General features: G+C 40.4%; 25 protein-coding genes. 5 read left to right on the forward strand and 20 right to left on the reverse strand.

The window, feature by feature from the left end; translation table 11 throughout:
- The first annotated feature begins 58 nt into the window (after positions 1–58).
- Positions 59–1,189, forward strand: a complete 1,131-nt coding sequence (locus IPO83_08845) for a hypothetical protein (GenBank protein ID MBK9731381.1) — start codon at positions 59–61, stop codon at positions 1,187–1,189.
- Between the two features lie 30 nt (positions 1,190–1,219).
- Here the strand turns inward: IPO83_08845 and IPO83_08850 are convergent, their stop codons facing one another.
- From IPO83_08850 to IPO83_08895, 10 genes are all read right to left on the reverse strand, one after another.
- Positions 1,220–2,230: a glycosyltransferase gene (locus tag IPO83_08850; GenBank protein MBK9731382.1), complete on the reverse strand. Its 1,011-nt coding sequence runs from the start codon at positions 2,228–2,230 to the stop codon at positions 1,220–1,222.
- Entirely contained in the window at positions 2,223–3,329 is a 1,107-nt protein-coding gene (locus IPO83_08855) for a DegT/DnrJ/EryC1/StrS family aminotransferase (GenBank protein MBK9731383.1), read from the reverse strand. The genes IPO83_08850 and IPO83_08855 overlap by 8 nt, the downstream gene beginning before the upstream one ends.
- A gap of 55 nt (positions 3,330–3,384) precedes the next feature.
- The gene (locus IPO83_08860; GenBank protein MBK9731384.1) at positions 3,385–4,134 is read right to left on the reverse strand and encodes a class I SAM-dependent methyltransferase; all 750 of its coding nucleotides are present in this window, start codon (positions 4,132–4,134) and stop codon (positions 3,385–3,387) included.
- A gap of 1 nt (position 4,135) precedes the next feature.
- Entirely contained in the window at positions 4,136–5,071 is a 936-nt protein-coding gene (locus IPO83_08865) for a GNAT family N-acetyltransferase (GenBank protein ID MBK9731385.1), read from the reverse strand.
- A complete protein-coding gene (locus IPO83_08870; GenBank protein ID MBK9731386.1) occupies positions 5,068–5,481 on the reverse strand; it encodes an FdtA/QdtA family cupin domain-containing protein in 414 nt (137 codons plus the stop codon). Before IPO83_08870 ends, IPO83_08865 begins: the two co-directional genes overlap by 4 nt.
- Position 5,482: 1 nt before the next feature.
- Complete coding sequence (locus IPO83_08875) at positions 5,483–6,367, reverse strand: sulfotransferase domain-containing protein (protein ID MBK9731387.1); 885 nt, start codon at positions 6,365–6,367, stop codon at positions 5,483–5,485.
- Positions 6,360–7,604 (reverse strand): ABC transporter ATP-binding protein, encoded by a 1,245-nt coding sequence (locus IPO83_08880; protein ID MBK9731388.1) that lies wholly within the window; start codon positions 7,602–7,604, stop codon positions 6,360–6,362. Before IPO83_08880 ends, IPO83_08875 begins: the two co-directional genes overlap by 8 nt.
- Positions 7,605–7,747: 143 nt before the next feature.
- On the reverse strand, positions 7,748–8,563 hold the full coding sequence (locus IPO83_08885) for an ABC transporter permease (GenBank protein ID MBK9731389.1): 816 nt from the start codon (positions 8,561–8,563) through the stop codon (positions 7,748–7,750).
- Between the two features lie 308 nt (positions 8,564–8,871).
- A complete protein-coding gene (locus tag IPO83_08890) occupies positions 8,872–9,357 on the reverse strand; it encodes an asparaginase (protein ID MBK9731390.1) in 486 nt (161 codons plus the stop codon).
- Between the two features lie 130 nt (positions 9,358–9,487).
- Positions 9,488–10,132, reverse strand: coding sequence for a hypothetical protein (locus IPO83_08895; GenBank protein MBK9731391.1), 645 nt, complete (start codon positions 10,130–10,132; stop codon positions 9,488–9,490).
- Positions 10,133–10,329: 197 nt separating this feature from the next.
- On the opposite strand from IPO83_08895, the gene IPO83_08900 reads away from it, so the two are divergent.
- A complete protein-coding gene (locus tag IPO83_08900; protein MBK9731392.1) occupies positions 10,330–10,608 on the forward strand; it encodes an acylphosphatase in 279 nt (92 codons plus the stop codon).
- A gap of 10 nt (positions 10,609–10,618) precedes the next feature.
- Here IPO83_08900 and IPO83_08905 read toward each other — a convergent pair whose 3' ends face one another.
- The gene (locus IPO83_08905) at positions 10,619–11,242 is read right to left on the reverse strand and encodes an SAM-dependent methyltransferase (GenBank protein MBK9731393.1); all 624 of its coding nucleotides are present in this window, start codon (positions 11,240–11,242) and stop codon (positions 10,619–10,621) included.
- Between the two features lie 294 nt (positions 11,243–11,536).
- Between IPO83_08905 and IPO83_08910 the strand changes: the two genes are divergently transcribed.
- On the forward strand, positions 11,537–12,175 hold the full coding sequence (locus IPO83_08910) for a DNA-3-methyladenine glycosylase (GenBank protein MBK9731394.1): 639 nt from the start codon (positions 11,537–11,539) through the stop codon (positions 12,173–12,175).
- A 49-nt stretch (positions 12,176–12,224) separates the two neighbouring features.
- Here IPO83_08910 and IPO83_08915 read toward each other — a convergent pair whose 3' ends face one another.
- The 4 genes from IPO83_08915 to IPO83_08930 all read right to left on the reverse strand — a co-directional run bounded on the left by IPO83_08915 (position 12,225) and on the right by IPO83_08930 (position 16,123).
- Complete coding sequence (locus IPO83_08915; GenBank protein MBK9731395.1) at positions 12,225–13,250, reverse strand: PorP/SprF family type IX secretion system membrane protein; 1,026 nt, start codon at positions 13,248–13,250, stop codon at positions 12,225–12,227.
- A gap of 116 nt (positions 13,251–13,366) precedes the next feature.
- Positions 13,367–14,020: a uracil phosphoribosyltransferase gene (gene upp, locus IPO83_08920; GenBank protein ID MBK9731396.1), complete on the reverse strand. Its 654-nt coding sequence runs from the start codon at positions 14,018–14,020 to the stop codon at positions 13,367–13,369.
- Positions 14,021–14,082: 62 nt separating this feature from the next.
- Positions 14,083–15,411, reverse strand: a complete 1,329-nt coding sequence (locus IPO83_08925) for a polysaccharide deacetylase family protein (GenBank protein ID MBK9731397.1) — start codon at positions 15,409–15,411, stop codon at positions 14,083–14,085.
- Between the two features lie 4 nt (positions 15,412–15,415).
- Positions 15,416–16,123, reverse strand: coding sequence for a 3-hydroxyacyl-CoA dehydrogenase (locus tag IPO83_08930; GenBank protein MBK9731398.1), 708 nt, complete (start codon positions 16,121–16,123; stop codon positions 15,416–15,418).
- Positions 16,124–16,400: 277 nt separating this feature from the next.
- Here IPO83_08930 and IPO83_08935 point away from each other — a divergent pair, with 277 nt between their 5' ends.
- Positions 16,401–16,781, forward strand: coding sequence for a RidA family protein (locus tag IPO83_08935; protein MBK9731399.1), 381 nt, complete (start codon positions 16,401–16,403; stop codon positions 16,779–16,781).
- Positions 16,782–16,832: 51 nt separating this feature from the next.
- Here the strand turns inward: IPO83_08935 and IPO83_08940 are convergent, their stop codons facing one another.
- Positions 16,833–17,705 (reverse strand): DMT family transporter, encoded by an 873-nt coding sequence (locus IPO83_08940; GenBank protein ID MBK9731400.1) that lies wholly within the window; start codon positions 17,703–17,705, stop codon positions 16,833–16,835.
- Between the two features lie 119 nt (positions 17,706–17,824).
- Complete coding sequence (locus IPO83_08945; GenBank protein MBK9731401.1) at positions 17,825–18,271, reverse strand: Rieske (2Fe-2S) protein; 447 nt, start codon at positions 18,269–18,271, stop codon at positions 17,825–17,827.
- Between the two features lie 126 nt (positions 18,272–18,397).
- On the opposite strand from IPO83_08945, the gene IPO83_08950 reads away from it, so the two are divergent.
- The gene (locus IPO83_08950) at positions 18,398–19,333 is read left to right on the forward strand and encodes an exopolyphosphatase (protein MBK9731402.1); all 936 of its coding nucleotides are present in this window, start codon (positions 18,398–18,400) and stop codon (positions 19,331–19,333) included.
- Here IPO83_08950 and IPO83_08955 read toward each other — a convergent pair.
- From IPO83_08955 to IPO83_08965, 3 genes are all read right to left on the reverse strand, one after another.
- On the reverse strand, positions 19,315–19,845 hold the full coding sequence (locus IPO83_08955) for a Uma2 family endonuclease (protein MBK9731403.1): 531 nt from the start codon (positions 19,843–19,845) through the stop codon (positions 19,315–19,317). The genes IPO83_08950 and IPO83_08955 overlap by 19 nt on opposite strands.
- Before the next feature lie 202 nt (positions 19,846–20,047).
- The gene (locus IPO83_08960; GenBank protein MBK9731404.1) at positions 20,048–20,512 is read right to left on the reverse strand and encodes an Lrp/AsnC ligand binding domain-containing protein; all 465 of its coding nucleotides are present in this window, start codon (positions 20,510–20,512) and stop codon (positions 20,048–20,050) included.
- 574 nt (positions 20,513–21,086) lie between these two features.
- The gene (locus IPO83_08965; protein MBK9731405.1) at positions 21,087–23,180 is read right to left on the reverse strand and encodes a T9SS type A sorting domain-containing protein; all 2,094 of its coding nucleotides are present in this window, start codon (positions 23,178–23,180) and stop codon (positions 21,087–21,089) included.
- Positions 23,181–23,200: the final 20 nt, after the last annotated feature.

Below are 23,200 nucleotides of genomic sequence, written 5' to 3' on the forward strand. Positions count from 1 at the left end.
TGATTTTTATTACTTGTTATTATTACGTTGTTTAAACGGCTATTCCAATCTTTGACGTATGATTAATGTCAGGTTTGAAACGAATCCCTTTTTAAAAAGAGTTGCAATTGCGAATACTTACATCCGCTATGTGCTGCTGCGTCCATTTGTTTCATGGCTTGCTTATCATCTGTATTATAAATATCGAAGCAAAACGAAATTCAAAACAAATGAAGGAACCGCTTTAAAAAAAGGTATTGCATTTTGTCTGGTTGCAAGAGATGAAGGATACACCATTGAAGCATGCTTGAAAAGTATTGTGGGTTTTGCGGATCAGCTCATTGCCGTTGACAATGGTTCTACAGATGATACCTTTTTGAAAATGACTGAATTCAATGAACAGTATGGTAACAGCATAGATATCGTTTTATTGAAACGGCCTGATTTAAATCTCAGTGAATGCCGTCAGTTATGTTTGAACTATGTAAACAGAATCTGGTTCTTCCGCGGAGACGGTGATTTCATTCTATTGTCAAAATTTAAAGAGCTCAAAAAAATAATTTTAAAATATACACGACCCGGAGCGGTGTCACTTAAGCTCATAGAGCTTTTTGGTGATGAACATCATTGCAACAGGTATGTGCAATTTATCAGGCCCGGCGAATATTACCTGCGATCCTTTGAACGTGATATTCAGTATGAGGAATTTTTTGGTCGGATAGAACATGCCCGGATTCCAATTTATTACAGGTTACAAAAAAAAGATGCGGTCGGACTTATACACGCCAACTTTTGCAAGTCTAATAAAAGAATTTTTTATCGCACCTGTTACCTCGATTACCGGGAATATGCTAACCACCATGATGAACCAATGGATTTCGAAGCGTATGAAAAGAAATGGATTGCGCATGTTTTTAAATCAGAAAACCCGGAATTGATTGAATACCGCATGGCGAGGTTGATTGCTGTGATGTGTAAAAAGATGAGTTTAGAATATGAAGAAGAAATAGAGAGAACGGGAATCGAAATTTTTCAGTCTCCTTATATAGTAATGTACAGAGAGGATCATCCTTTTATAAGAGTACGGAGAAATGAAGTATCCAAGTTCACCAATGAATATGTTTCGAGGTTTGAAAACCTTCAATGGGTTCCTGATGCAGATGAATTTTATTCAGATTCATTACGCATAGCATTTCTTGAAAAAATTTGAAGTTAAGAGAAAGCAATGCATTGATGGAAATTAAATTTTTCTAACGTATATCTTGAGAAGATACGCAATGTCTCTTATTGAATATCCTGCTCTCCTTCGAAATATTAAAAGTTTTGTCAGCTGCAGCAGGTAACGAACCGTATGTCTTTCTGATCTTAAGAAATCAAGTACGTAAGAATCAAAAACAGAATAAAAAAAAAGGTTGACTGGTCCGACATCCAGCTTATCCTTTGACAGATGATAAACCCGTTTGGCAGCAGCCTGATTTTTACGAATAAGGTTGTCAATCTCTTTCCGTTTCCCAAGAAAATGGGAAGTGCTTTGAATATAGTACAGCGGCAATGTAAATACACCGTCTTTTTTAAAGAAATCTGTATTGCTGCTACTGATCTTATCCTGCAGCCGGTAAATGGTTAATGCTTCCGGTAACCACTTGAACTTAAATTGCCAGGATAATTTTAATAGCATATCAAGATCTTCAAACACAATCTGTTCATTAAAATTACCTGCTTCATTAATGCACAATGTTCGGTAGATTGCTGAAGGAGGAATAACCATGCTGCCATTCTTTAATATTTCAGTAAATACGCATCCTTCCAGCACACGGTTTCTGCGTTTGAAATTATATTTAGTAATCACGTCGTTTTCGTCGCAGAAATCAACGGGAGTATGAATCAATGCATAGTCCGATGACAAATTTTCAAATGTCGCTACCAACATTTCAAGCCTGTTAACTTTCCAGAGATCATCACCCAATGAAGTAAAATACTTGCCCTTTGCATGTTGCAGTGACTCATTCAGACTTTTGCAGATGCCCTGATTTTGATCGTGTTTAATAAACAGGCAATTAAAATTATTCTGTCGGATCCATTTAGCAACTACTTGAGCCGAATCATCCGAAGAACCATCATCAATCACAATATTCTGAATAAATTTTTCCGGGTATGATTGTTGCTGAACAGATCTTAACGCTTCGATAACCCAGTTTCCCGAATTATAAATAAGCGTGCAAACAGTAACAATAGGTAATTGATCAGGCATCAAAAAATTGGTGGATACTATCACAAATATAAGTTATTGCATCAACGCTTAAACCGGGATAGAGAGGCAAACTAAGGCACGTATCAGCAATTTTTTCACTGATAGGAAAGTCGCCTTTTTGATAACCAAGATGTGCATATGCTTTTTGGAGATGAGGTGGAATAGGATAATGTACCAGTGTTTCAATATTCTTTTCGAGAAGGAATTTTTGTAAAGCATCCCGTCTTTCAGTACGGATCACAAAAAGGTGAAAAACGCTACTGGCTTTGGGATGAACGTGTGGTAAAATTATATTAGGTTGTTGTTTAAGTTGCTGTTGATACAATCTTGCGATGTCATTTCTTTTAGCATTATCAGCACTAAGATATTGCAACCGCACCCGTAATATAGCCGCTTGCAATTCGTCCATCCTGTTGTTATAGCCAATAATCAAATTGGTATATTTTTTTTCAGATCCATAATTGCGCAAGAGCTTAATCCTGTTTGCCAGCCTTTCTGAATTCGTGGTAATGGCGCCTGCATCACCTAACGCTCCAAGATTTTTGGTTGGATAAAAACTTGTGGCATTCACTTCTCCAAATGAACCTGTCATTCGCCCATTGAAAAGTGCGCCGTGTGCCTGGGCATTGTCTTCAATAATAAATAGATTATGTTTTTGGGCAATTGAAATTATTTCATCCATTGCACAGGCCTGGCCATACAAATGAACAGGCATAATCGCTCTTGTTCTGGAAGTTATTTTTTCTTCGATCTTGAGAGGATCAATGTTATAAGTTAATATATCCGGTTCTACCAACACCGGTTTTGCTTTAACATGCGATACTGCTAATAATGTAGCAATGTAGGTGTTGGAAGGAACGATTACTTCAGCTCCTTCGCCAATTTCAAGCGCAAGCAAACATAAATGCAATGCATCGAGCCCGTTACTCACACCAATGCAATGTTCAACTCCGCCAAAATCCGCATATTCCTTTTCAAAATTTTTGACACACTCGCCAAGGATATACCAACCACTTTCCAGTGTGGCCTGCATTGCGGCCTGAAGCTCCGCATTCATTGGCCGCAGCGACAATTGAAGGTTTTGAAATGGGATCTGCATTATGTCATTGCAAGTTCAAATGCTTATTAACTATTGTTTCAGCACCTGATCCTCACTATTGATGTTTAACATTAACGAATATTTCTGATCCATGCTGAGGAAATTGCTCACTTAAGGCAAACAATCCATCCAGTATTTTTCTATCAATTATTTTATGCATGAGCATTTGCTGCATTTGTGAATGTGTAAAAGGTTTAATGAAAAAAGAACCACTATCAAGGATGGTAAAACCATTATTGACTACCAATTCTGCAAGACGTTCCATATCAAAAGTGTGGTGCTGCTGCAATTGCTTTTGAGAATCGGAGGGTGTAAAAACGGATGGAATAATTCCTGAAGCAACTGCAAGCATCCTGTGGAATGACCATGCATTTGGAACATTGATATGAAGTGTGGTATTTGGAGAACACAGACGTCCTACAACTTCCAAAATCTTATCAGGAAATTCCACTTCATGCAACAAACCACTTACAATAATCAGGTCGAAAGTTGTGTGTGCAAGATTTGCATATTCTTCAATGTTACTGTTATAGAGGAAAACTTTCTGTTGAATTTCTGCAGGCAGTTTCTCTTTGAGCTTTTCCGCTTCCTGAAAAAAGCCTGATGTTGGTTCTACAACACAAAACTGATTGAACACGTCAACATCTGTAAACAGCGGCTCAGCACCTGAACCAACTTCGAGAATGGATTTAGGAGCCAATGATTTTATAATCTCCAATACCTTCTTTCTGCGATAGAATGCCTGCACCGTTTCAAATTCATGAGCCTGGTAAGAATTAAAATATTGATCAAGGTCGCGGTTCATTTCACAGGTTGAGGGTGTAAAAATCATGTGCGATAGCACGACCACCGCATCTCTCTTTGAATGCCATTAATCCATCGTTTAACTGAATGCCTTCCTTTTCTGCACAATTGCCGAGATCCAGGTAATACTTGTTTTGATAAGCCTCATGTATCAGGTAATCTATCACTAAATCAATCGCACCTTTTTGTTCACCTTCCTCATTGGCAGCAATATATTGCGCATGTGCAACCTGATCTGTTTCATAAATGAGTATTCCGCCAAGCATCGTTTCATTTAGAAATGCTCCGTATAGTTTTATGTTATCAGGAAAAATACCAGCCAGTTGAATGACCTCATCGGCTGTATGAACGGGACTTCTGTTGAATTTTTTATTGGTCAGTGTTTTAACAATGTTCATATAACCCGCATAATCTTTTGTTGCTTGAACATACAGCTTATTTCTTTTTGCGCGTTGCACTTCCTGTTCTCTGTTTCTTAAAGAATTATTCAGCTCAGAGATGCACAATGTCGCCATCACATCTCTTCGTGCAAGCTTAAATCCGCACTTAAACAAACAGTGCAGGTCTTCTTCAGCAGGATAGCGATGATAGATGTGCGGGATTGTTTTGTAAACAATTTCATCAATACCGGCCTTTCGCGCGTATTCCAGAAACGCATCAAAACAACGATCCATTTTCACTTGTTTCATGCCATTTCCACTGAGAAAACCGCCGTACGTAAGCCCCTGGTGAGAAATAAAATTATTTCCTGCTTTGTTAATCGCAATCACAGAAATGATTTTGTTCTTTTCCAGAAAAATTAAAGAATGATCTTCAAAACGGTCAGCGTGATATTCCATGTAATTACGATTGAATAAAAAGGTGGCGTTTTTACTTGCTTCAATAAAGCTGTTCCACACTTCTTTCATGCTGCTGTCATATCGACGTATTTCGATCATTCAACCTTTTTTTTAATTAGCAATTGGAATTGATCATATTCACGGATATAATCCTCTTCAAGATACAACTCGGAACAAAGTGCCATCTGTATGGCATTGTGAGAATATTGCAGAATAGTCCAGGTAAGTGGTGGAATATATAGTCCGACATTGGGATTGTCCAGCGTAAATTTAACTGTATGTCCCTCCACGGTTTCTGTAGTAACATTGATAATGCCTGCAGCAGCAATTAAGACCTGAATATTTTCATAATGCGCGTGTTTTCCTCTTATCACACTTTCAGGAGTGTGGTAAGTCCAAAAAAGTCTCTTAACAGGAAAGGAAAGGAATTTCTCAAACTCAAAAACTGAAATGTATCCCTGCTCCAACTGACCAATTTTTTTAAAAGAAATAAGATGTGGCTGATCCATATTAATTAAAGTCCTCCCAGATTGAGAAATCAAGGTCAGTAATTTTTTTTAAAAGGAAGAAATCTTCACTAAGTAAAGAGTGTAACCATTGCCGTTCTTCGTTAGATGCATAGTAAGTCGGCGCAGGTACTTTAATTTTTTTTGTTGTTGAAAAAGGCAAAACCCGGGAAGCGGTAATTTTTTTCCTTAATCTTTCCGGAAGTAATCTTTTGCCAATGGAAGTAATTCTGCGGGGTTGTTCGGTGTAAAAAAATTCTTTTGTCTTGTTTTCACTAACTGGAATAATGGCATCCAAGGCCGGAACGTTTAAAAAACTGAAACAGTTGTTCAGCGCCACCAATGGATTTTCATCCAGATTTTCCGTGAGCATTACATAGCAATTGTCTTTTCCGAAAACATCAAAATATTTTTGCAGCCATTTCCCATAACTGCTAAACTCAAGGTAATTTTTGTAGAAGTAATTCTTAATAGCATGATCAGCATCAAATGGATGTCCAATATCTGCGGTAACTTCTTCTTTGAATGGTTTCAAACGTTCACCTATTGTGCGTATCCAGTTATAATGTGATTGAATTCTGTCGATTGGATTTCTTAACAGGAAGATAAATTTCGGACGATGAATGTTTGTGTGAATTCTTTCGATGGCATTTTCAGATATGAAATAGGTGGTGCTTGATTCACCAAGATATTTGAAAGTGAAATTTTCAGTATTGTATCCATTCAGGTAATGATCCCAACCTTTATTGAATTGCTGATCCTTCGAGAAAAAGTGTGGCTCTTTAACCTCCATCATTTTTATTGCTGGATGCTGGTTGAGATACCATTGGAGCGATGTGGTTCCTGATTTCCCTGCACCGGGAATAAAAAGGTTTGGAAACTCATGCATCCCGGACTTCTATTTTGAAATCACAAAAGAATTTATCACGTCCCGCAGTTTGTATCATGTTTGAATTAAAATAATCACCTTCTTCTACCACAAGGTTGAATGCGTTCTCTAAGGAATCGATCATCCCTGAGCCGCCATCTGCTTCATACAAAAATAAATCACAGGAATAGTCATCAGGAGCAAGCTGGCAGCGTTCGATGGTCCAGATAACTTCGGCATCGTTGTTCAGATTTATTTTACGGTCGTACAATCCGGATGCAAGACTTAGCAACCGGTTTCCGGCACTGTCCTTTAGCGATAAAGTAATATATGCGTTCAGGGAATATTTACTCTTTTTTTTCAGATACACATGAAAATTAACAGTGGAACCTGTGGTAATAGTATTCACTTTATTTTCATCGCTATCCGAGATGTGATAATCAGAAAACTGGTAGGAAAGGCTGCCTGATCTGTTCGTCCGATTGTGCAACATCAAATGTCCATTAATGTTCTTCATGGTGCGATGATAAAATTGAATGCCTTCCATCGAGTTACCATCAAAAACGGTTTTTCCATGTTCAAGTATCATGGTTCGGTTGCAGAGCCTGGCAATAGCGCCCATATTGTGACTCACAAATAACACCGTCCTTCCATCCTGTTCACTCACATCTTTCATTTTACCGAGGCACTTTTTCTGAAACTCCGCATCACCCACTGCCAGCACTTCATCAATAATCAGTATTTCGGGTTCAAGATGTGCTGCCACTGCAAACGCCAGTCTCACGTACATGCCACTACTGTAACGCTTCACCGGTGTATCTATAAATTTTTCAATACCGGAGAATGCTACGATCTCGTCAAACTTACTCCTGATTTCCACCCGTTTCATACCGAGAATGGCGCCATTCATGAAAATATTTTCGCGTCCGCTGAGTTCGGGATGAAATCCTGTTCCTACTTCCAGCAAAGATGACACACGGCCATTGATTTCAACTTTTCCTTTAGTAGGCGGCGTAATGCGCGACAGAATTTTCAGCAACGTACTTTTCCCCGCACCATTTTTCCCGATGATACCTATTACCTCTCCGGGGTACACTTCAAATGAAACATCATCCAGCGCCCAAAAATTTGTTGCTTCTGCGTCAGCGTTATTATTTCTTCTGAATAATCCGCCAATTTTTCCGCTCACTGTTTCACGAAAACTCCCGCTGCGTTTGCGTCCTAGCTGGTAGAGCTTTGACAGGTGTTTGACGGTAATGGCGGGTTGGAGGGACAAGAGTAGTGAGTAGTTAGTTCGTCGTTAGTTAGTCGTTAAGTTATTGGTCATTAGTCATTCGATATTGGTTTGTTGCAGCCTAATCATCGGCACATCCATTTCATTGGCACATCAACACATCTCCTTCAAATCACATCCGCAATCACACGTTCAGTTCGTTGAAAATAATATACACCACTTAAAAGTGTGACTAAAATTATAACAGCACTGTAATAAAGAAACCTGGTTTCAGGCAAAGGTGTATCGAGCAGACACCAGCGAAAACCATCGATGATTCCTGCCATTGGATTGAGGTAATAAAGATTTTTGTAGGCTGCGGGAATTTGTGAAGCAGGATAACCTACCGGGGAAAGATACAATCCAATCTGTACCAGGAAAGGAATCACGTATTGCAAATCGCGGAAACGAATGGTGAGTGCGCTGAACCAAATGCCCACCGCCATCGAAAAAACAACAACGGCAGCTATCAACAGTGGAAGCGCCAGTAAATTACTTCCCGGCAGGAAACGATACCATGCCATCACCAAAAGCAGTATGAAGAAGACAATGATGAAATCTATAAATCCAACAATTCCTTTGGAAATTGGAATTATAAGACGCGGAAAATAAATCTTGGTAACGAGGGCCTGTGAACTGACGATGGATTGGCCGGCTTGTGTAATCACGTATGAAAAATAAGTCCACGCCCACATTCCGGTGAGTGCAAACAACGGATATGGAATATTTCCGGTATCTACTTTAACGGCTTTATTAAAAACCAGGATAAATATGAGCAGTGTAAGTAAAGGTTGAATCAACGCCCACGAAAATCCTAAAACTGTTTGTGCATACCGCACGCGATAGTCGCGATAAGCCAGCATGGTAAGCAGGTCGCGGTAGTGAAATATTTCTTTAAACTGTGAAGCGATTCCGGGCCGGCCTGCTTCTATGATGGTTTTCATGAATGTTTATACGCGTGTTAGAGTGGCAAAGTTAATTTTTCATTGTTGTACGGGTAAAAAAAGCGATTTGGATTAAAACGGAATGCTTGACGCTTTCTGAAACCACACGCTTAAGTGCAGGGTTATTGAATGAAACCGCCATTAGTAGACTTTAGCTCACCTTACCCGAACATCAGTTTTAAATTTTATATTCTGTGAATCGAAGTCACCAGGTGATGGAGAAAATATCAATTGACGGATGGAGGAACAAATCGATCAATGAGTATTGCTCATCGATCGGAAATCGAATTGCAATAAAAATGATTGTTCTACAGTTCCTCAAAAATTCCCGTCTTCTTATTTTTCAAAACGTTGTGCCAATCGAAAGAACGGCCATTCATTGCAATATAAACTCCATGCGGCAATGCCTGGGCGAATGCAAAAGCGCTGCCCAGGTTGAAGAATCCGTCGGAGCTGCCGAATTTATAAGGGATCATTGCACCGGTGAGCACAATAGTTTTTGAAAGGCCTGCTTCTCCGAGCACTTTTGCTGTCACCGCCATGGTATCGGTGCCGTGGGTGATGATGATTTTATTTTGTTCGCAACGGTTACACATTTCAATGATGATCTTACGTTGCTGATCTGTCATTTCGAGGCTGTCTATCATCATGGCAGTTTTCACTTCAACGGGTACAGTACAGCGCCCTAATTTCAACATTTCGGGCAAGTGTGTTTCTTTGAAATAAAGCGTTCCATTCAATTCATCGTATTCTTTGTCAAAGGTGCCTCCGGTAATCAGGATCATGATACTCATAAATGGTATTTGTGTTTTTGATAAACGAATGTAATACTAAGAACCAGAAATTGGTGAAGGAATCCACCGAAGGATATGTTTCTTTTCTGTTGACGACGGAAATGAAGGAGGCTGATTTTCAATCAATCAATCAATCAATCAATTGTTCCAGCAGCAAACTTATTTCAGCACTTTTCTGCACCACCATAAAATGCTGACCGTCTTCCACGCTGTGTTGCACAGGAATTTTTACGATAGGAAACAGACGGTCTTTAGTACCATGAACGTGAATGACACGAAGATTCGGTGATACTTGTTTCCAATGTAAGGTTTCACGGATTCCCCATCGAATAAAACGGATATCAGCATCCGCTATCATATTTTCAAACAATGCATTTTCGGAAATATTTTTCTTCGTAAACCGGTGGCTGATCCATACTATCAGTTTTTTCAGACTTTGCGCTGAAAGCCATTCGTACACGGGAAATATTTTGAAGAATGTGTGTGCGATGGTTAACTGTTTAATGGAAGAAATAGAGGAAATCAGGATGATTTTTTCAACCGTATAAAAATGAGCGACTTCCTGTGCCAGGATGCCACCGAAGGAAACACCAATGAAGATGGTGTGGTCATGAGCCGGAATGGTTGCTGCAATGTTACGGGCATAATTTTGCAGGGTTTCATTTTTGCGAGGTGTAATATAGTTGATGATTTGAACGGCAGGTGATTCAATACGAAGACACGAAAACAATCGATGGTCGGCAGCGAGTCCGGGAAAAAGCACGATGTTTTTCACCTTGTCTGAATTAATAGTTCCACCCGATAAAGATAAGGAAGCAGGATTTACAGATGTCCTTGCTTTACAATAAAAATCAAGTTAACATTTTATGATTGTCTGATGAGGTACCGGGATTAATGGCTTGTTTTTTATATTCTTATCAGGAACCAATTCGTTTTTATTTAATTTTCAATTCAGATTTTCCGGATATGGATATTAAGCACTACAGCATTCGGGTTTACGGAAAAGTGCAAGGCGTTTTTTTTCGCGCCAGTGCGCGGCACCGTGCACAATTGCTCGATATTTCCGGTTTCACGAAGAATGAACGGGACGGTTCAGTGTATATAGAAGCAGAAGGTTCAGAAAAAAACCTGTCGCTTTTTATTGGATGGTGCCATGAAGGCCCCGAGCGTGCAACCGTAACAAATGTGGAAGTTAAGGAAGGCCCGGTGAAAAATTTTACCGGATTTGAAGTGAAGCGTGGTATGATTTAGCAGGAGAAATTTATCGGGCAAGTAATAAAAATAGCGTTGGTTTTTTATGGAGGTCGGGTAATTGTTTCCCCCAGAAGCTTATGGGTTGTGTGATAATTTTTTCAGAAGAAAGCGTAATGTCAGTCGCAATGCAAAGCAAGGTTCGTTGCCTGCAGCATTCCAATATATCTTTCAGTAAAGCCATGTTTCTGTAAGGTGTTTCCATAAAAAGCTGTGTCTGATTTTTACGCAGCGATTCTTCTTCTAATTCCTTCATTTTTGCTTTTCGCTCTGCACTGTTCACCGGTAAATAGCCATGAAATGCGAATTGCTGTCCGTTCAAACCACTGGCCATCAAAGCCAGGAAAATGGAAGATGGACCAATTAACGGAACAACCTTAATACCTTTTTCATGCGCCCATAACACCGCCGCAGCTCCGGGGTCTGCGATGCCGGGACAACCGGCTTCAGAGATTACACCCACATCATTTCCTTCCTGCAAATATTTGTACATCATTTCCGGAGCAACAAAATCTTCGTCCTTCACAACAGCGATCATTGTACCTTCATCAAAGTTTTTATGATAGCCTATGCTTCGTAAAAACCGACGGGCGGAGCGTTCATTTTCTACAATGAAAAAACTGATGCCATCCATCACTGCGCGCGTTGATTCTGGAATGGAAGCAATGCCATCTTCACCTAATGAAGAAGGAATAAGATAAAGTCGCCCGGTTCTTTTATCCGACAAGATGAAAAAGATTGATTGAAAAATAATCGTTAAAATAGCAATTACTATCAATTAAGAATTAGGAATTGAGAATTAAGAATTGTGCGATGAAGTTGAAGTATATTGAATTTAGATGCCCATGTGCCGTTGTTTGGAATATGCGAATGGTATGATGATCCATTCACTAATGACCAATGACCAATGTCTAATGCCCAATTTCAAATGACCAACAAAAAACTACCTCTTTCTTTTTACCTCCGAAGTAATGTGCTCCGGATTGCCCGTGAATTGCCGGGTAAATTCCTGGTGACTGAAATTGGTGGCGTAAAAACTTCAGGAATGATTACGGAAGTGGAAGCGTATGAAGGAATCACAGACCGCGCTTCCCATGCTTACAACCATCGCAGAACCAACAGAACGGAAGTGATGTTTGCGCAAGGTGGAACTGCCTATGTATATCTCTGCTATGGAATCCATCATTTATTCAATGTAGTTACCAATCAGTTAAACATTCCGCATGCGATCCTTATAAGAGCCATCGAACCGGTAGAAGGAATAGCAACTATGATGGAACGAAGAAAGAAATTGAAGCTTGATTTTACACTCACAGCAGGTCCCGGAGCTGTGTCACAGGCGCTTGGTATTTCAACAGCATACACAGGAAGCAGCCTGCTTTCTCGCAGCATCTGGCTTGAAGATCGTGGAATAAAAATCGCTCCGCGAAAAATCATTGCTGGCCCGCGCATTGGGGTGGAGTATGCAGGTGAAGATTCCATGCGGCCTTACCGCTTTTATATCACAGGAAATTCATGGGTATCAAAACAGCCGAATTCAAAACATAAAGTTTTGACTTCACGGTAGTCCTGAAGCAATTAACTGTGGCTTTTGGAATTGCAGCTAAAGATTTTTATCAGAAAGCAGGGCAGTAAATCCGCTTGTAGTGTCGAGGAGGTTGATTATTGCCGGTATACACGATTGCCAATTCAAATCCTCCTTTACCATTGGTAGCAGCACTCAAATCGCTTGAAGTGGTTACATCATAACTAATTCCGGCCTGCACTCCTTTCATCATAATGCCGATAGTAGGAATAAGATCAACACCGGCACGGGAGAATGCACCTACATAAAATATACTTGGTAATCCGCGCGGATTGCTGTTCATATTAATACCGAAATTGGAGCCGAGCACAAATTCGTTGTCATTGTTTTGGAGCTGGTACTGTATAAATGGAAAGATGTAAAATTTGTTATTGACCCCGAAAGTCGCATTGGCATGAACTACGTAGCGCATGTTGAGCACATTATCACTTGCTGCAAAAAATGATTCTGTAGGTGTGGTAAGGTGAAAGGCTGCGGCGCCAAATTGAATACGGCTGGAACGGCTGACCATACCATCAAAAGCAGCACCGGCAGCAAAATCTGCATAGCCAATCTGGTAATAATCAAAATGCTCTGAAGTAATGCCATTGAAGCCAAGTCCGTCGAATTCATCATAAAAATCCAACTTCTCAAAGTCAATTTTCTTTTGCACCATTCCACCTTGCAGACCAACGGCTATATGAAAGTTTCCCTCCCTGTCCAATGCCTGGTGATAGGACGCTGAAAGCATCGCTGTGAGATTAGATAATCCGCCGTCACCTGATTTGTCATTCAACAATAAAACACCAATTCCGAGATAGTTGTAAGAATAACCACCTGAAAATAATTTGAAATCGGCACTCACAGAAGGCGTTGAATAGACGTAAGGAGAAGAAACGCTTCCCCATTGATTTTTGTAGATGCCACTGATGCGATATTGACCATCCATAGATCCTGTTAATGCGGGATTAAACGTGAATGGTGAATAGTAAAACTGTGAAAAATGGATGTCCTGCGCTTTTGCGACGGAACTTATTATAAGAAGGAAAAACAAAGCAACGTGTACATTTTTTTTCATCTACCAATCGATTTAAGTATTCAGTAATTTCGGAACGGATTTAAATTCAGGATTTTAAAAGTACCATACTTTTTTGTAAAATACTGCAAGTAACTGCAATTTTAACTTTCAGGCACCTAGTGCTGCATCTTTGTTCCATAGGCTAAGTCTCCTGCATCGCCCAATCCGGGCACTATATACGATCGTGCATCCAGCGAATTATCGATGGCACAGGCCCAGATCGTAACATCGGGGATGTGTTTCAAAACGAGGTCGATGCCGGGCTGCGCGGCGATAACGCAAGCGAGATGAGTGTGCAACGGTTTGCCGGATGCAAACAATTGCTCCATTGTTTTCACCATCGATTGTCCGGTTGCCAGCATGGGATCAGCCAGGATGAGCGTCCGGTTTTCAAGACTCGGACAAGAAACATATTCAAGCAGAATTTCAAAAGAACCATCTGGCTGATGTTTCCGGTAGGCAGAGATGAAAGCATTGTCGGCATGATCGAAATAGTTAAGCATTCCCTGGTGCAAAATTACTCCGGCCCTGAGAATGGCGCCTATTACGGGTGGTGATTCCAATACAGGAACCTGGGCGATCCCTAAAGGAGTAGCGACTGCTTTTTCACGGTAGGGTAATACCTTGCTGATTTCATAGGCGAGTATTTCTCCGCATCGTTCCATGTTTTTCCGGAAACGCATTCTGTCCTGCTGAATGGCTGCATCACGTATCTCTGAAAGAAATTGATTCACCAATGAGTTGGTGGTGCTTAAATTGACTACTGGCATAAGGTGGAGAAAGGGTTCTGGTTCGAAAGGTAATAGTTTTCCGAAAGCAGAACGGGCAATCCTTAAGTTTCTATCGGTGCATTACAATAACTGATCAATGCTTCAAAATTTTGCTGCCATCCTTTCCATGGACCTTGATTGCTGATGAGGTCGTTGTGCGCAAGAAAAGTAAATGTGCCGTTCACTTTTTTAACTTCGTCAGCCAGTTGCTTCGATTGTGCCAATGCAGCATCGGGACTCATTTTCATATTGTAAAACATGGCTGCGTCCATTGCTGCAAAAGGATGTATATGCAGTTTGGTGGAGATTTCCTTTTGAAGGTCGTAAAAATAAAATGACGATGCAATGCCGGCACGAAAACCGGTTTGTGAGGAATAACCAATAGTATAATCTTCAGTAATTCCCGCAGCAAAAAGTTTTTGATACGTATCCGGAAACTGAAGTTTTAAGAAATGTTGCCGGTTTCGAAATACATTCCTGCCGCTCATTTTTTCGAGCCTTTGCTTTTCTATCTTTATTTTTTCCGGGAAACGATTTGAATCATAACTCGCATGCATACCGGTTTCGTTTTTATCCGCAATCTGTTTTACAACTTTTCTGAAAGCATCTTTTCGCCAATCAATGTTTTTATCATACATGCTATGATCGCCCAACAGAAAAAAATAAACGGGCCGCAGCGAATACTTCTCGTGCAGTAATTGCTGGTAATCAAATGTATCAAACGGATCTTGTTGGAGACGTGTCAACACTTTCATCCTAAATGCAATTTCTCTGAAGTTAAATGCTATAAACGATCTCAGGAAACCACCAACATTCCGCAAGACACCTTTTTCGCGGAAAGCAAAAACCATATCAATGTCGTAGGTAAGTTGAAACTGATACTTTTTCTCAGGGAAAATAAAGTCAGGATAATTTGAAATGATCAATTGTTTAAGTAACAGCGCATAATGATTTACAACAGGCACTTTATGAAAACCTTCTTTGTAGCTGAGACTCAGCTCCGCAGGAAACCGGCCATGTTTATCAGGCTTGAATGGAAGGTATTCTTCGTACCTGGAAACGAGGTAGAATGTGGCGGCAAACGGATCAAATGGAAGCGCTGCTGTATGAGGGTGATGAAAGATCGTTTTGATTTCATTGAATGTGCCGGCAGGAATGGAAAATAATTTGATGTCGGATTCAAATAATAATTCTTCTGCATATATAAAAATTGCTTCGCCGTTTGGTGTTTTTGCATAACTCAATTTTGCACCGCCGAAAGCGGAAAACCGGGACCTATCTGTCGTAAACTCATATGATAGTCCTAATAAATTTTTGAAAATCAACTGCAAAGTATATTGCAGTCGTGGGGAATTACGCGGGGAATAAATGAGCAAGCTCTGATTCGGCATCCTGTTATTTCAGATTTGTTTTTTGAACGTAAAAAGACGCTCCTGTAAGGAATTTATCCCTCAGCAATTCACAAATTTTGTATCGTGGGTCTCCGGTATCTTTTGCAATGGCTTCCAGTGTTTCGTATACGTCTTTGATGCCAATCCGGTCGCACCATTCAAAAGGACCCCACGGATAGTTGGTGCCCAGTTTCATGGCAGTATCTATGTCTTCTTTAGTTGCTGTTTTTTCCTGCAATGTGAAGCATGCTTCATTAATTACCATTGCAATCACTCTTGGTGTTACCATGCCCACTTTATCTTCTACTGCAAGGTATTCCCAATTAAGAAGTTTGGCGATCTGTTCAAAAAAGTTTGCGGAATCAGCACTGGAAAACGAAACCTCGGTCTTAGAACGGTTGATAAAAGTGGGAAGTGCGTTCATACCAATAAGGTGGCAGTTAATTTCGCCTTCGAAATGGCGGCATAACTGATGCAATGATTTTTTAACAGCGCAAACGATCACGGGTTTTTGGTACAAGGCCGCGTAACCGGAAAGTCCTGCTGCATCATCATCGGCATTCAGGTCAAAAAGCAAATCAAAAGATGCAAAGTTGCCGGCAAAATCGATGCTCGCAGGTGATGCCGTTTCATACTGAACAAAATGCACCGGATCAATTTTTTCTTTCAATTCTGAAAGACGACTCGCATGTCCGGTAGCAAATATTTTCAATGAAGATTAATTCTTTAAGCTGACAAAGGTAAACGTTGAATGATAACTTAAGATATATCATAGGAAGGAACCCAACCAAGGATAATCAGGCGCATTCCGGGGTAAAAGACAAATTCTGTACATCGTTGGCATCCCGAACCTTCACCTTGGACGTCTGCGAGACGCCGGACACTGACTGTCAATGAAAGCATCATTGGCGTTCTTGCACACTCGTGGTACCATTTTGAATTTGCGCGTGAATAATATTCCTATCTTTTCCTCTTAAAAGAAATTTTTTATGGCAAAACAAATTATAAAAACAGATAAGGGTCCGGCACCGATTGGTCCGTATAGCCAGGCCGTTGCTGCGGGTAATATGTTGTTCATTTCGGGACAAGTTGCAAAAGATGCAGTAACCGGTAACCTGATAACAGATGACATTGCGAAGGAAACAGGCAAGGTGATGGAAAACCTGCAGGCCATCCTGACTGCTGCAGGTTTTGAATTTTCAGACGTAGTGAAGACAACTATTTTTCTAACTGACATGAAATTGTTTGCTGCTGTAAATGAAGTATATGGTTCATTTTTCAATGGCGAATATCCTGCAAGGGAAACAGTGGCTGTTTCAGGATTACCGCTAGGTGTGAATGTGGAGATCTCGATGATTGCAAACAAGTAATTTTTTGCGTAACAACATCCTGATTACACAAGCATTTCAAAATGCAGGTTGTTATTTCCCCACGAGGTAAACGCCCGAAAGAATAAGTGCCATGCCTGCATAATCAATCAGGCCAATGGGTTCACCTGCGAGGAATCCCCAGAATAATGCAACAACCGGAACAAGATAAGTTACTGATGATGCAAACAATGCTGTGGTATTGTGAATGAGGCGGAAATAAACAATAGAGGCTATTCCTGAACCAACAATGCCGAGAATAGCAATGTAACCAAGAGCAACGAAGGCAGTGTTACCTGACTCAAATGTTTTCGGTACATCAGTGAAAAATAAAATGATCAGTGCCGGAAAAAGCATCACTGAAAATGCAACTGCATTTATCGTGATTGGCTGCACATCGTAAAGATATCTTTTTATGATGTTGGCGCTGATGCCATAAGAGAACGTTGCGAATACAATCAACCATCCGAATAATCCATTGGTAGTAATGCCATGGCCTTGCTGGAAAAGCAACAACAAAACTGAACCGCTGAATGCAACGAACATACCTGCAATTCTCCACCAGGTAAATCCTGTACCGAAAAATAATATTCCCAGCAACAACACAAATACCGGTGATAAAGAATTAAGAATTCCGGCAAGTGAACTGTCTATGTGTTGTTGGGCGATGGTAAAAAGAAAGGCAGGCAAAAAATTTCCGAACAATCCCTGCAACAAAATGTATTTCACTTTTCCTTTTCGGATTTCTTTCCAACGTATCAAAAGAAACGGGAGCATCACAAGTGCAGTGATAGCAATGCGAAGTGCTGCCACCTGTTCAGGACGAAAAACCTCCAGTCCTTTTTTCATCAGAATGAAAGAACTTCCCCAGATAAGGGCAAGCAGTAAAAGCAAAATCCAATCGGAAAAAGAAGGTTTATGGCTCATAAAAGCGTTGCAAATGTAATTTCAACAAGGCAACTTTTATGTAGCTTCAAAAGACAATGGAGTGTTATTCTGATGAAGACACTTTACGATTAGCGACTGTCGCTGAAAAATTAACCGGGCTATTGATACTTTACAATAATATGCAAATCATCGGAAGTAACCTGGAAGCTTTGCAAATCATTTTTCGCCGGACCCGTTAACACATGGCCTGTCAGATCAAATTCGGAACCATGACAAGGGCAAACAAATTTGCCCTGTGAAGCGGCAAGACTGCAACCTTTATGCGTGCAATTCATGAGCACTGCGGAATACGTGCCATCGGCATTGATGTTGAGAAAAATGGGATCTCTGAATTTGCTTGAACTCAGCTTCGTATAGGATTGCCCGGCGATGGAAGATTTGAGCAGGGTGATTTGTCCGGGCGTTTCAACAACTGCTTTTTCCGAACCAATTGCTTCGAGCGAAGTGGTGCAGCTTTCAATGATGGAAATGGTTCCAAGGCAGCAGGCACCTGCACCCAGCATTGAAGCTTGCTTGATAAAATTACGGCGGGAGTTTTCAGTCATAAATTTTTTGATTGTTCAGTTCAAAAATAGAAACACTTTCTTCACTTTGTGAACTTACTGCAAATTTATGTTTGGCAGCAGCCAATATATTCTTCACATTCCGCTACAATTGTTTAGTATTAAGTCATGAATAAACGCATGGCCATTCTTGATCTGGGCACCAATACATTTCATCTGTTGATTGCGGAGGTAACAGATGATCGCATCATTAAAGTGCTGCATAAGGCCGAAGAATTTGTGCAATTGGGTGAAGATGGATTAGAACGTATTGGTGAAATGCCATTCGAACGCGGTCTGCAGCAGATCATAAAATATAAAACGGTGATTGATCATTTTCAACCGCAACATATTATTGCTTTCGGAACGGCTGCTATCAGAAGTGCCGCAAACGGAGATGAATTTATTAAGCAGGTCAAATTGATATGTCCGATGGAAGTGCGGAAAATTTCAGGCGATCAGGAAGCGGAATTGATTTATCTGGGCGTGAAACAAGCTGTGAAATTGACATCAGCACCAGTGCTGATAATGGATATCGGAGGAGGCAGCACCGAATTTATTATTGCAGATGAAAATAAAATTTTCTGGAAACAAAGTTTCCCGGTTGGAGCCTCCGTCTTGATGAAACAGTTTCAGCACCATGAACCGATCAATGAAGCAGAGACAGCGCAATTGAAAAAATTTCTAATGGAACAATTGAATTCATTATTTCTGCAACAGCAAAAATTTGCAATCACTCAACTCATTGGTGCGTCAGGTTCATTTGATACGTTTGCAGCTATAATTGGTCTGCAGTTTTCTTACCAGGAAAAGGAAGGGGCAAAAACATCATTCAATTTCTCACCAGAACAGTTTCAAGCATTGTATCACCAACTTCTACAAAGTAATCTTGAAGAAAGATTGGCGATGAAAGGCATGAAAACCTTTCGCGCGAAGATGATTGTTGTAGCTGCAATTCTTACAGATGTTATTCTTCATCAATTCGCCATTCAGAAAATCTCGCAGTCCGCTTTTGCTTTGAAGGAAGGTGTATTGTGGAAGCTGATTCAGAATGAAAAGGTTTGATGCAAAAGTTTTGAAGGAATTTTATTGGTGGTGATGCCTAATGACAGAAATTTTCCTTTTTTCCATTCATAACCGGTAGCCACTTTATTTTCAGGATCAACGATCCAGTATTCTTTCACTCCAAACTTTTCGTAAAGATTTTTCTTCGTCACCGTATCATGTTGTTCATTCGACGGAGAAAGGATTTCAATGATCAGATCCGGTGCACCATGAAATCCATCTTTTTTAATCAGCTCGATATTTTCACGGGAGATAAAAAGGAGATCTGGTTCCACTACACTTTCATCGTCTAAATAAACGCCATAAGGAGCAAAGCGTACTATGCCAGGATCTTGCTGTTTTACGTAGTTTCCAATCTCAAGAAATAAATCACTAAGTGTTCCCTGGTGAAACTCATTTGGAGGAGGAGCCATATACAATTGGTTTTCGATAACTTCACATAAGGTGCCTTCCGGAAGCAATTTAAAAACTTCCATAGCTGTTCTCGGTGGACGATCAATAGTTGTTTCCATAACAAGAAATCGTCAGCAAGCTACTTTATTTGGCTTATACAACGTGCAGTCAGCACTTTTTTTAAATGATGTAACTGTACCTATTCGATGCGCTCAGGGCGCGCTGAGCTTGTCCAAGCCACCTTTATATTATCAAGGACCGAGCACAACAATCCATCACCAGTTCGAAGATTTCAAAACCACGGAAACACTTTCAACTTCCTTACAAAATCTCCGCGCTCCGGTTAAAACTTTCTTCCAGAGAAATTAATGTTTCCGTTCGTTCAATACCTTTGATTTTTTGCAATTCATCATGCAATACAAATTTCAAATGATCCATATCGCGGCAAACGATCTCCGCAAACATGCTGTAGTTTCCTGTTGTATAATTTAACCGCACGATCTCCGGAAGTTTTTTCAATTCTTTCGCAACAGAATCGTACATCGAACTTTTCTCGAGGTAAACACCAATGAAAGCGATTACATCATACCCTACTTTTTTCAGGTTGATGTGATAACGTGAACCGGTAATCACACCAAGTCGTTGCAGTTTTTTCATGCGAACATGAATGGTACCACCGGAGACGTACAGTTTTTTGCCAAGCTCTTTGTAGGAAACAGATGCATTGCGCATCATCTCGGAAATAATCTGCAGATCCAATTTGTCAAAATTCAATTTAGTGGCCATAGGGCATATTGAAATTAGAATTTTTCAAAAATAACCAATGAATATTAGACAGCATCGAAAAATTTGAAAATAATATTGAAATAAGTTCAAACGCCTTATAACAGAATATACTTTTACAGCGGTTCTTTGAATCACTAATTGTTTGGGGGTATTTGGCAAGTGGCGGGAAGTGTCTTCATGGTGAAAATAAGCCGGAGCACTTTTCTCAAATTGCTTCTTCCGGCGGAGAAGGATTGAATTATGGTGGCTAATACATTCAATTCTACACTTTCTGTCACTTGCCTTTACATTTTCCAGGCAATTATACTCTGTGGGGTGATGAAACCGGCAGACATGCCCCCTTGTCTCGGGGGTGGAGAAAAAGGAATAAACACAGTATAGTTCCGGCTTGCCCGGAAAGGGGTTGACCACCTTTATTGTACTGCTGCTAACCGCTCCGTGAAGGTTCGACTCCTTCCTCTACAGCACAAAAGAAAACCGCAGCACTTTAATATGCTGCGGTTTTTTCTTTTCAGATATTCAAAAGGTATTTTTTATATGAAAGATTCGGCTGTTATTTTTTGACTGTAGATAATTATTGTACAATCAGCTTTTCAATTTGAATAGTAGTGTTTGAAATCAATTGAACGAAATAATTTCCTTTTGAAAATTGTGATGTATTGATGGGCAATGAATGATCACCTGCTTCCAGTGAAGCATTCACTATATCCCAAATTTCTTTGCCATTCACATCAAAAATTTTAATTGCAATATCTGATGATTGTGTGAGATTGAAATGAATGGTGGTATTTCCAGAAGAAGGATTGGGATAAATTTCAAGAGACAACTGCAGTTGATCTTTTCCAGTGATCTTTAAAGCGTGCGTAGTGAACTGATCCTTTTCCGACCACGCAGAAAAGATCGATGGATTAACTGTGCATTTACTCTTTACCTGCCAGACATATTTGGTGTTCGCTAATAGACCGGTGAGTGTCTTACTATTTGAAGATGAAGTCAAATTGGTCCAGGTGTCGGTGTTCTTCACTTTATACCTTAGCTTATAGCTTAAAGCATTGCTGAATGGTAACCAGTTTAATTGAGCAGATGATGCGGTAATATTACTTTCTGGAAGAGTGGCCGGCGGCTCACAAAGTGTTTTTTCATCTATCAATCCATTGCAGTTATCGTCAACGCTGTTGACTACTTCCGCAGCACCAGGATTGATGGCGGCATTTGCATCATTGCAATCAGTATTATCTACTACATATCCATCAGGCAAGATGCAGTTTGTAATAAAAATGGAAGCGGCTGGATTGCCGTAAGTATCCTCATCAACATCTGCAAAAGCGGAAAATCCCATGCATTCTTCAGGGGCAAGCTTCACCACCCAATAGTCATAACCAGTAGCTCCTTCAGTCACATCATCTGATATTGGTGAGGCTGAAGTGCCTCCCAGCAAGAAACCGCCATCAGCACTTTGTGCAATGGAATACAAATACTCAGTACCGTCGCCACCAAATGTTTGCTGCCAGATGATATTTCCGGAACCATCTAATTTTAATATCCATTCATCTTCTTCGCCTTTCTTCGGTGCTGTTTTATCTCCGGAAACAGAGGAGATGGAATAGCCCCCTAAAAGATAGCCTCCACCAATAACCTCGATTCCAGAGAAAAGGAAATCATCATTCAGTCCACCTATTGTATTCTGCCATTCAATACCACCTGCGCTATTAAGTTTTACTACATAATAATCCCATCCACCCTGGCTCGCTTCTGTTTTATTTCCTGAAAGGCCCGAGAGCGTATAACCTCCTAACAGGTAACCACCATCATCACTTTGAAGTGCGAAACGGAGATAATCTTTATCACTTCCACCAATGGTTTTATCCCATTCTATATTTCCTGAAACGTCAGCCTTTACCACCCAATAATCATAGCTTCCTTTGCTTGCTTCTGTTTTATTTCCTGAAATGCCGGAGCTGGAATAACCTCCGAACAGAAAACCACCATCAGTGGTTTGAACAATGGATATAAGCTGATCGCCACTGTTGCCTCCGATCGTATATTGAGACACGATACTGCCTGAAGCGTTCAGTTGAACCACCCAAAAATCTCCAATACCTGCTGCTGTTTTATCACCGGAAATGCCGGATTCTGAATAACCACCCAGGAGATAACCGCCACCGGTAGTTTCGATTACGGCATTCAGATAGTCGACCGAATTGCCACCAATCGTGTTTTGCCATTCGATATTGCCGGAGGCACCCAACTTCACTACCCAATAGTCGCTATTGCCCTGGCTCACTTCAGATTTGTCTCCTGAAATATTGGAATTGGAATAACCGCCCAACAAGTATCCATCATCTGCCGTTTGGATCACAGTATATAACTGATCACCTGAACTTCCACCAATTGTATTTTGCCATTCGATATTGCCTGATATACCCAACTTCAATACCCAATAGTCAAAGCCACCTTGGTTCGCTTCGGTTTTATCTCCGGAAATTGTTGAACCGGAATATCCACCGATCAGGGAACCACCATCTGCAGTTTGAATAACGGAATACATGTAGTCATTGGATGATCCACCAATCATCTTTTGCCATTGGATGCCGGGCGTTGTTTGTGCCGAAGCCATAGAACATAAAAAACAGGAAACGGCGATTGAAAGTGTGAACATGTATTTCATAGGAGTTCTTTTTTTGGAGC

This window comes from Chitinophagaceae bacterium, assembly GCA_016717285.1.
GTDB lineage: Bacteria > Bacteroidota > Bacteroidia > Chitinophagales > UBA10324 > JACCZZ01.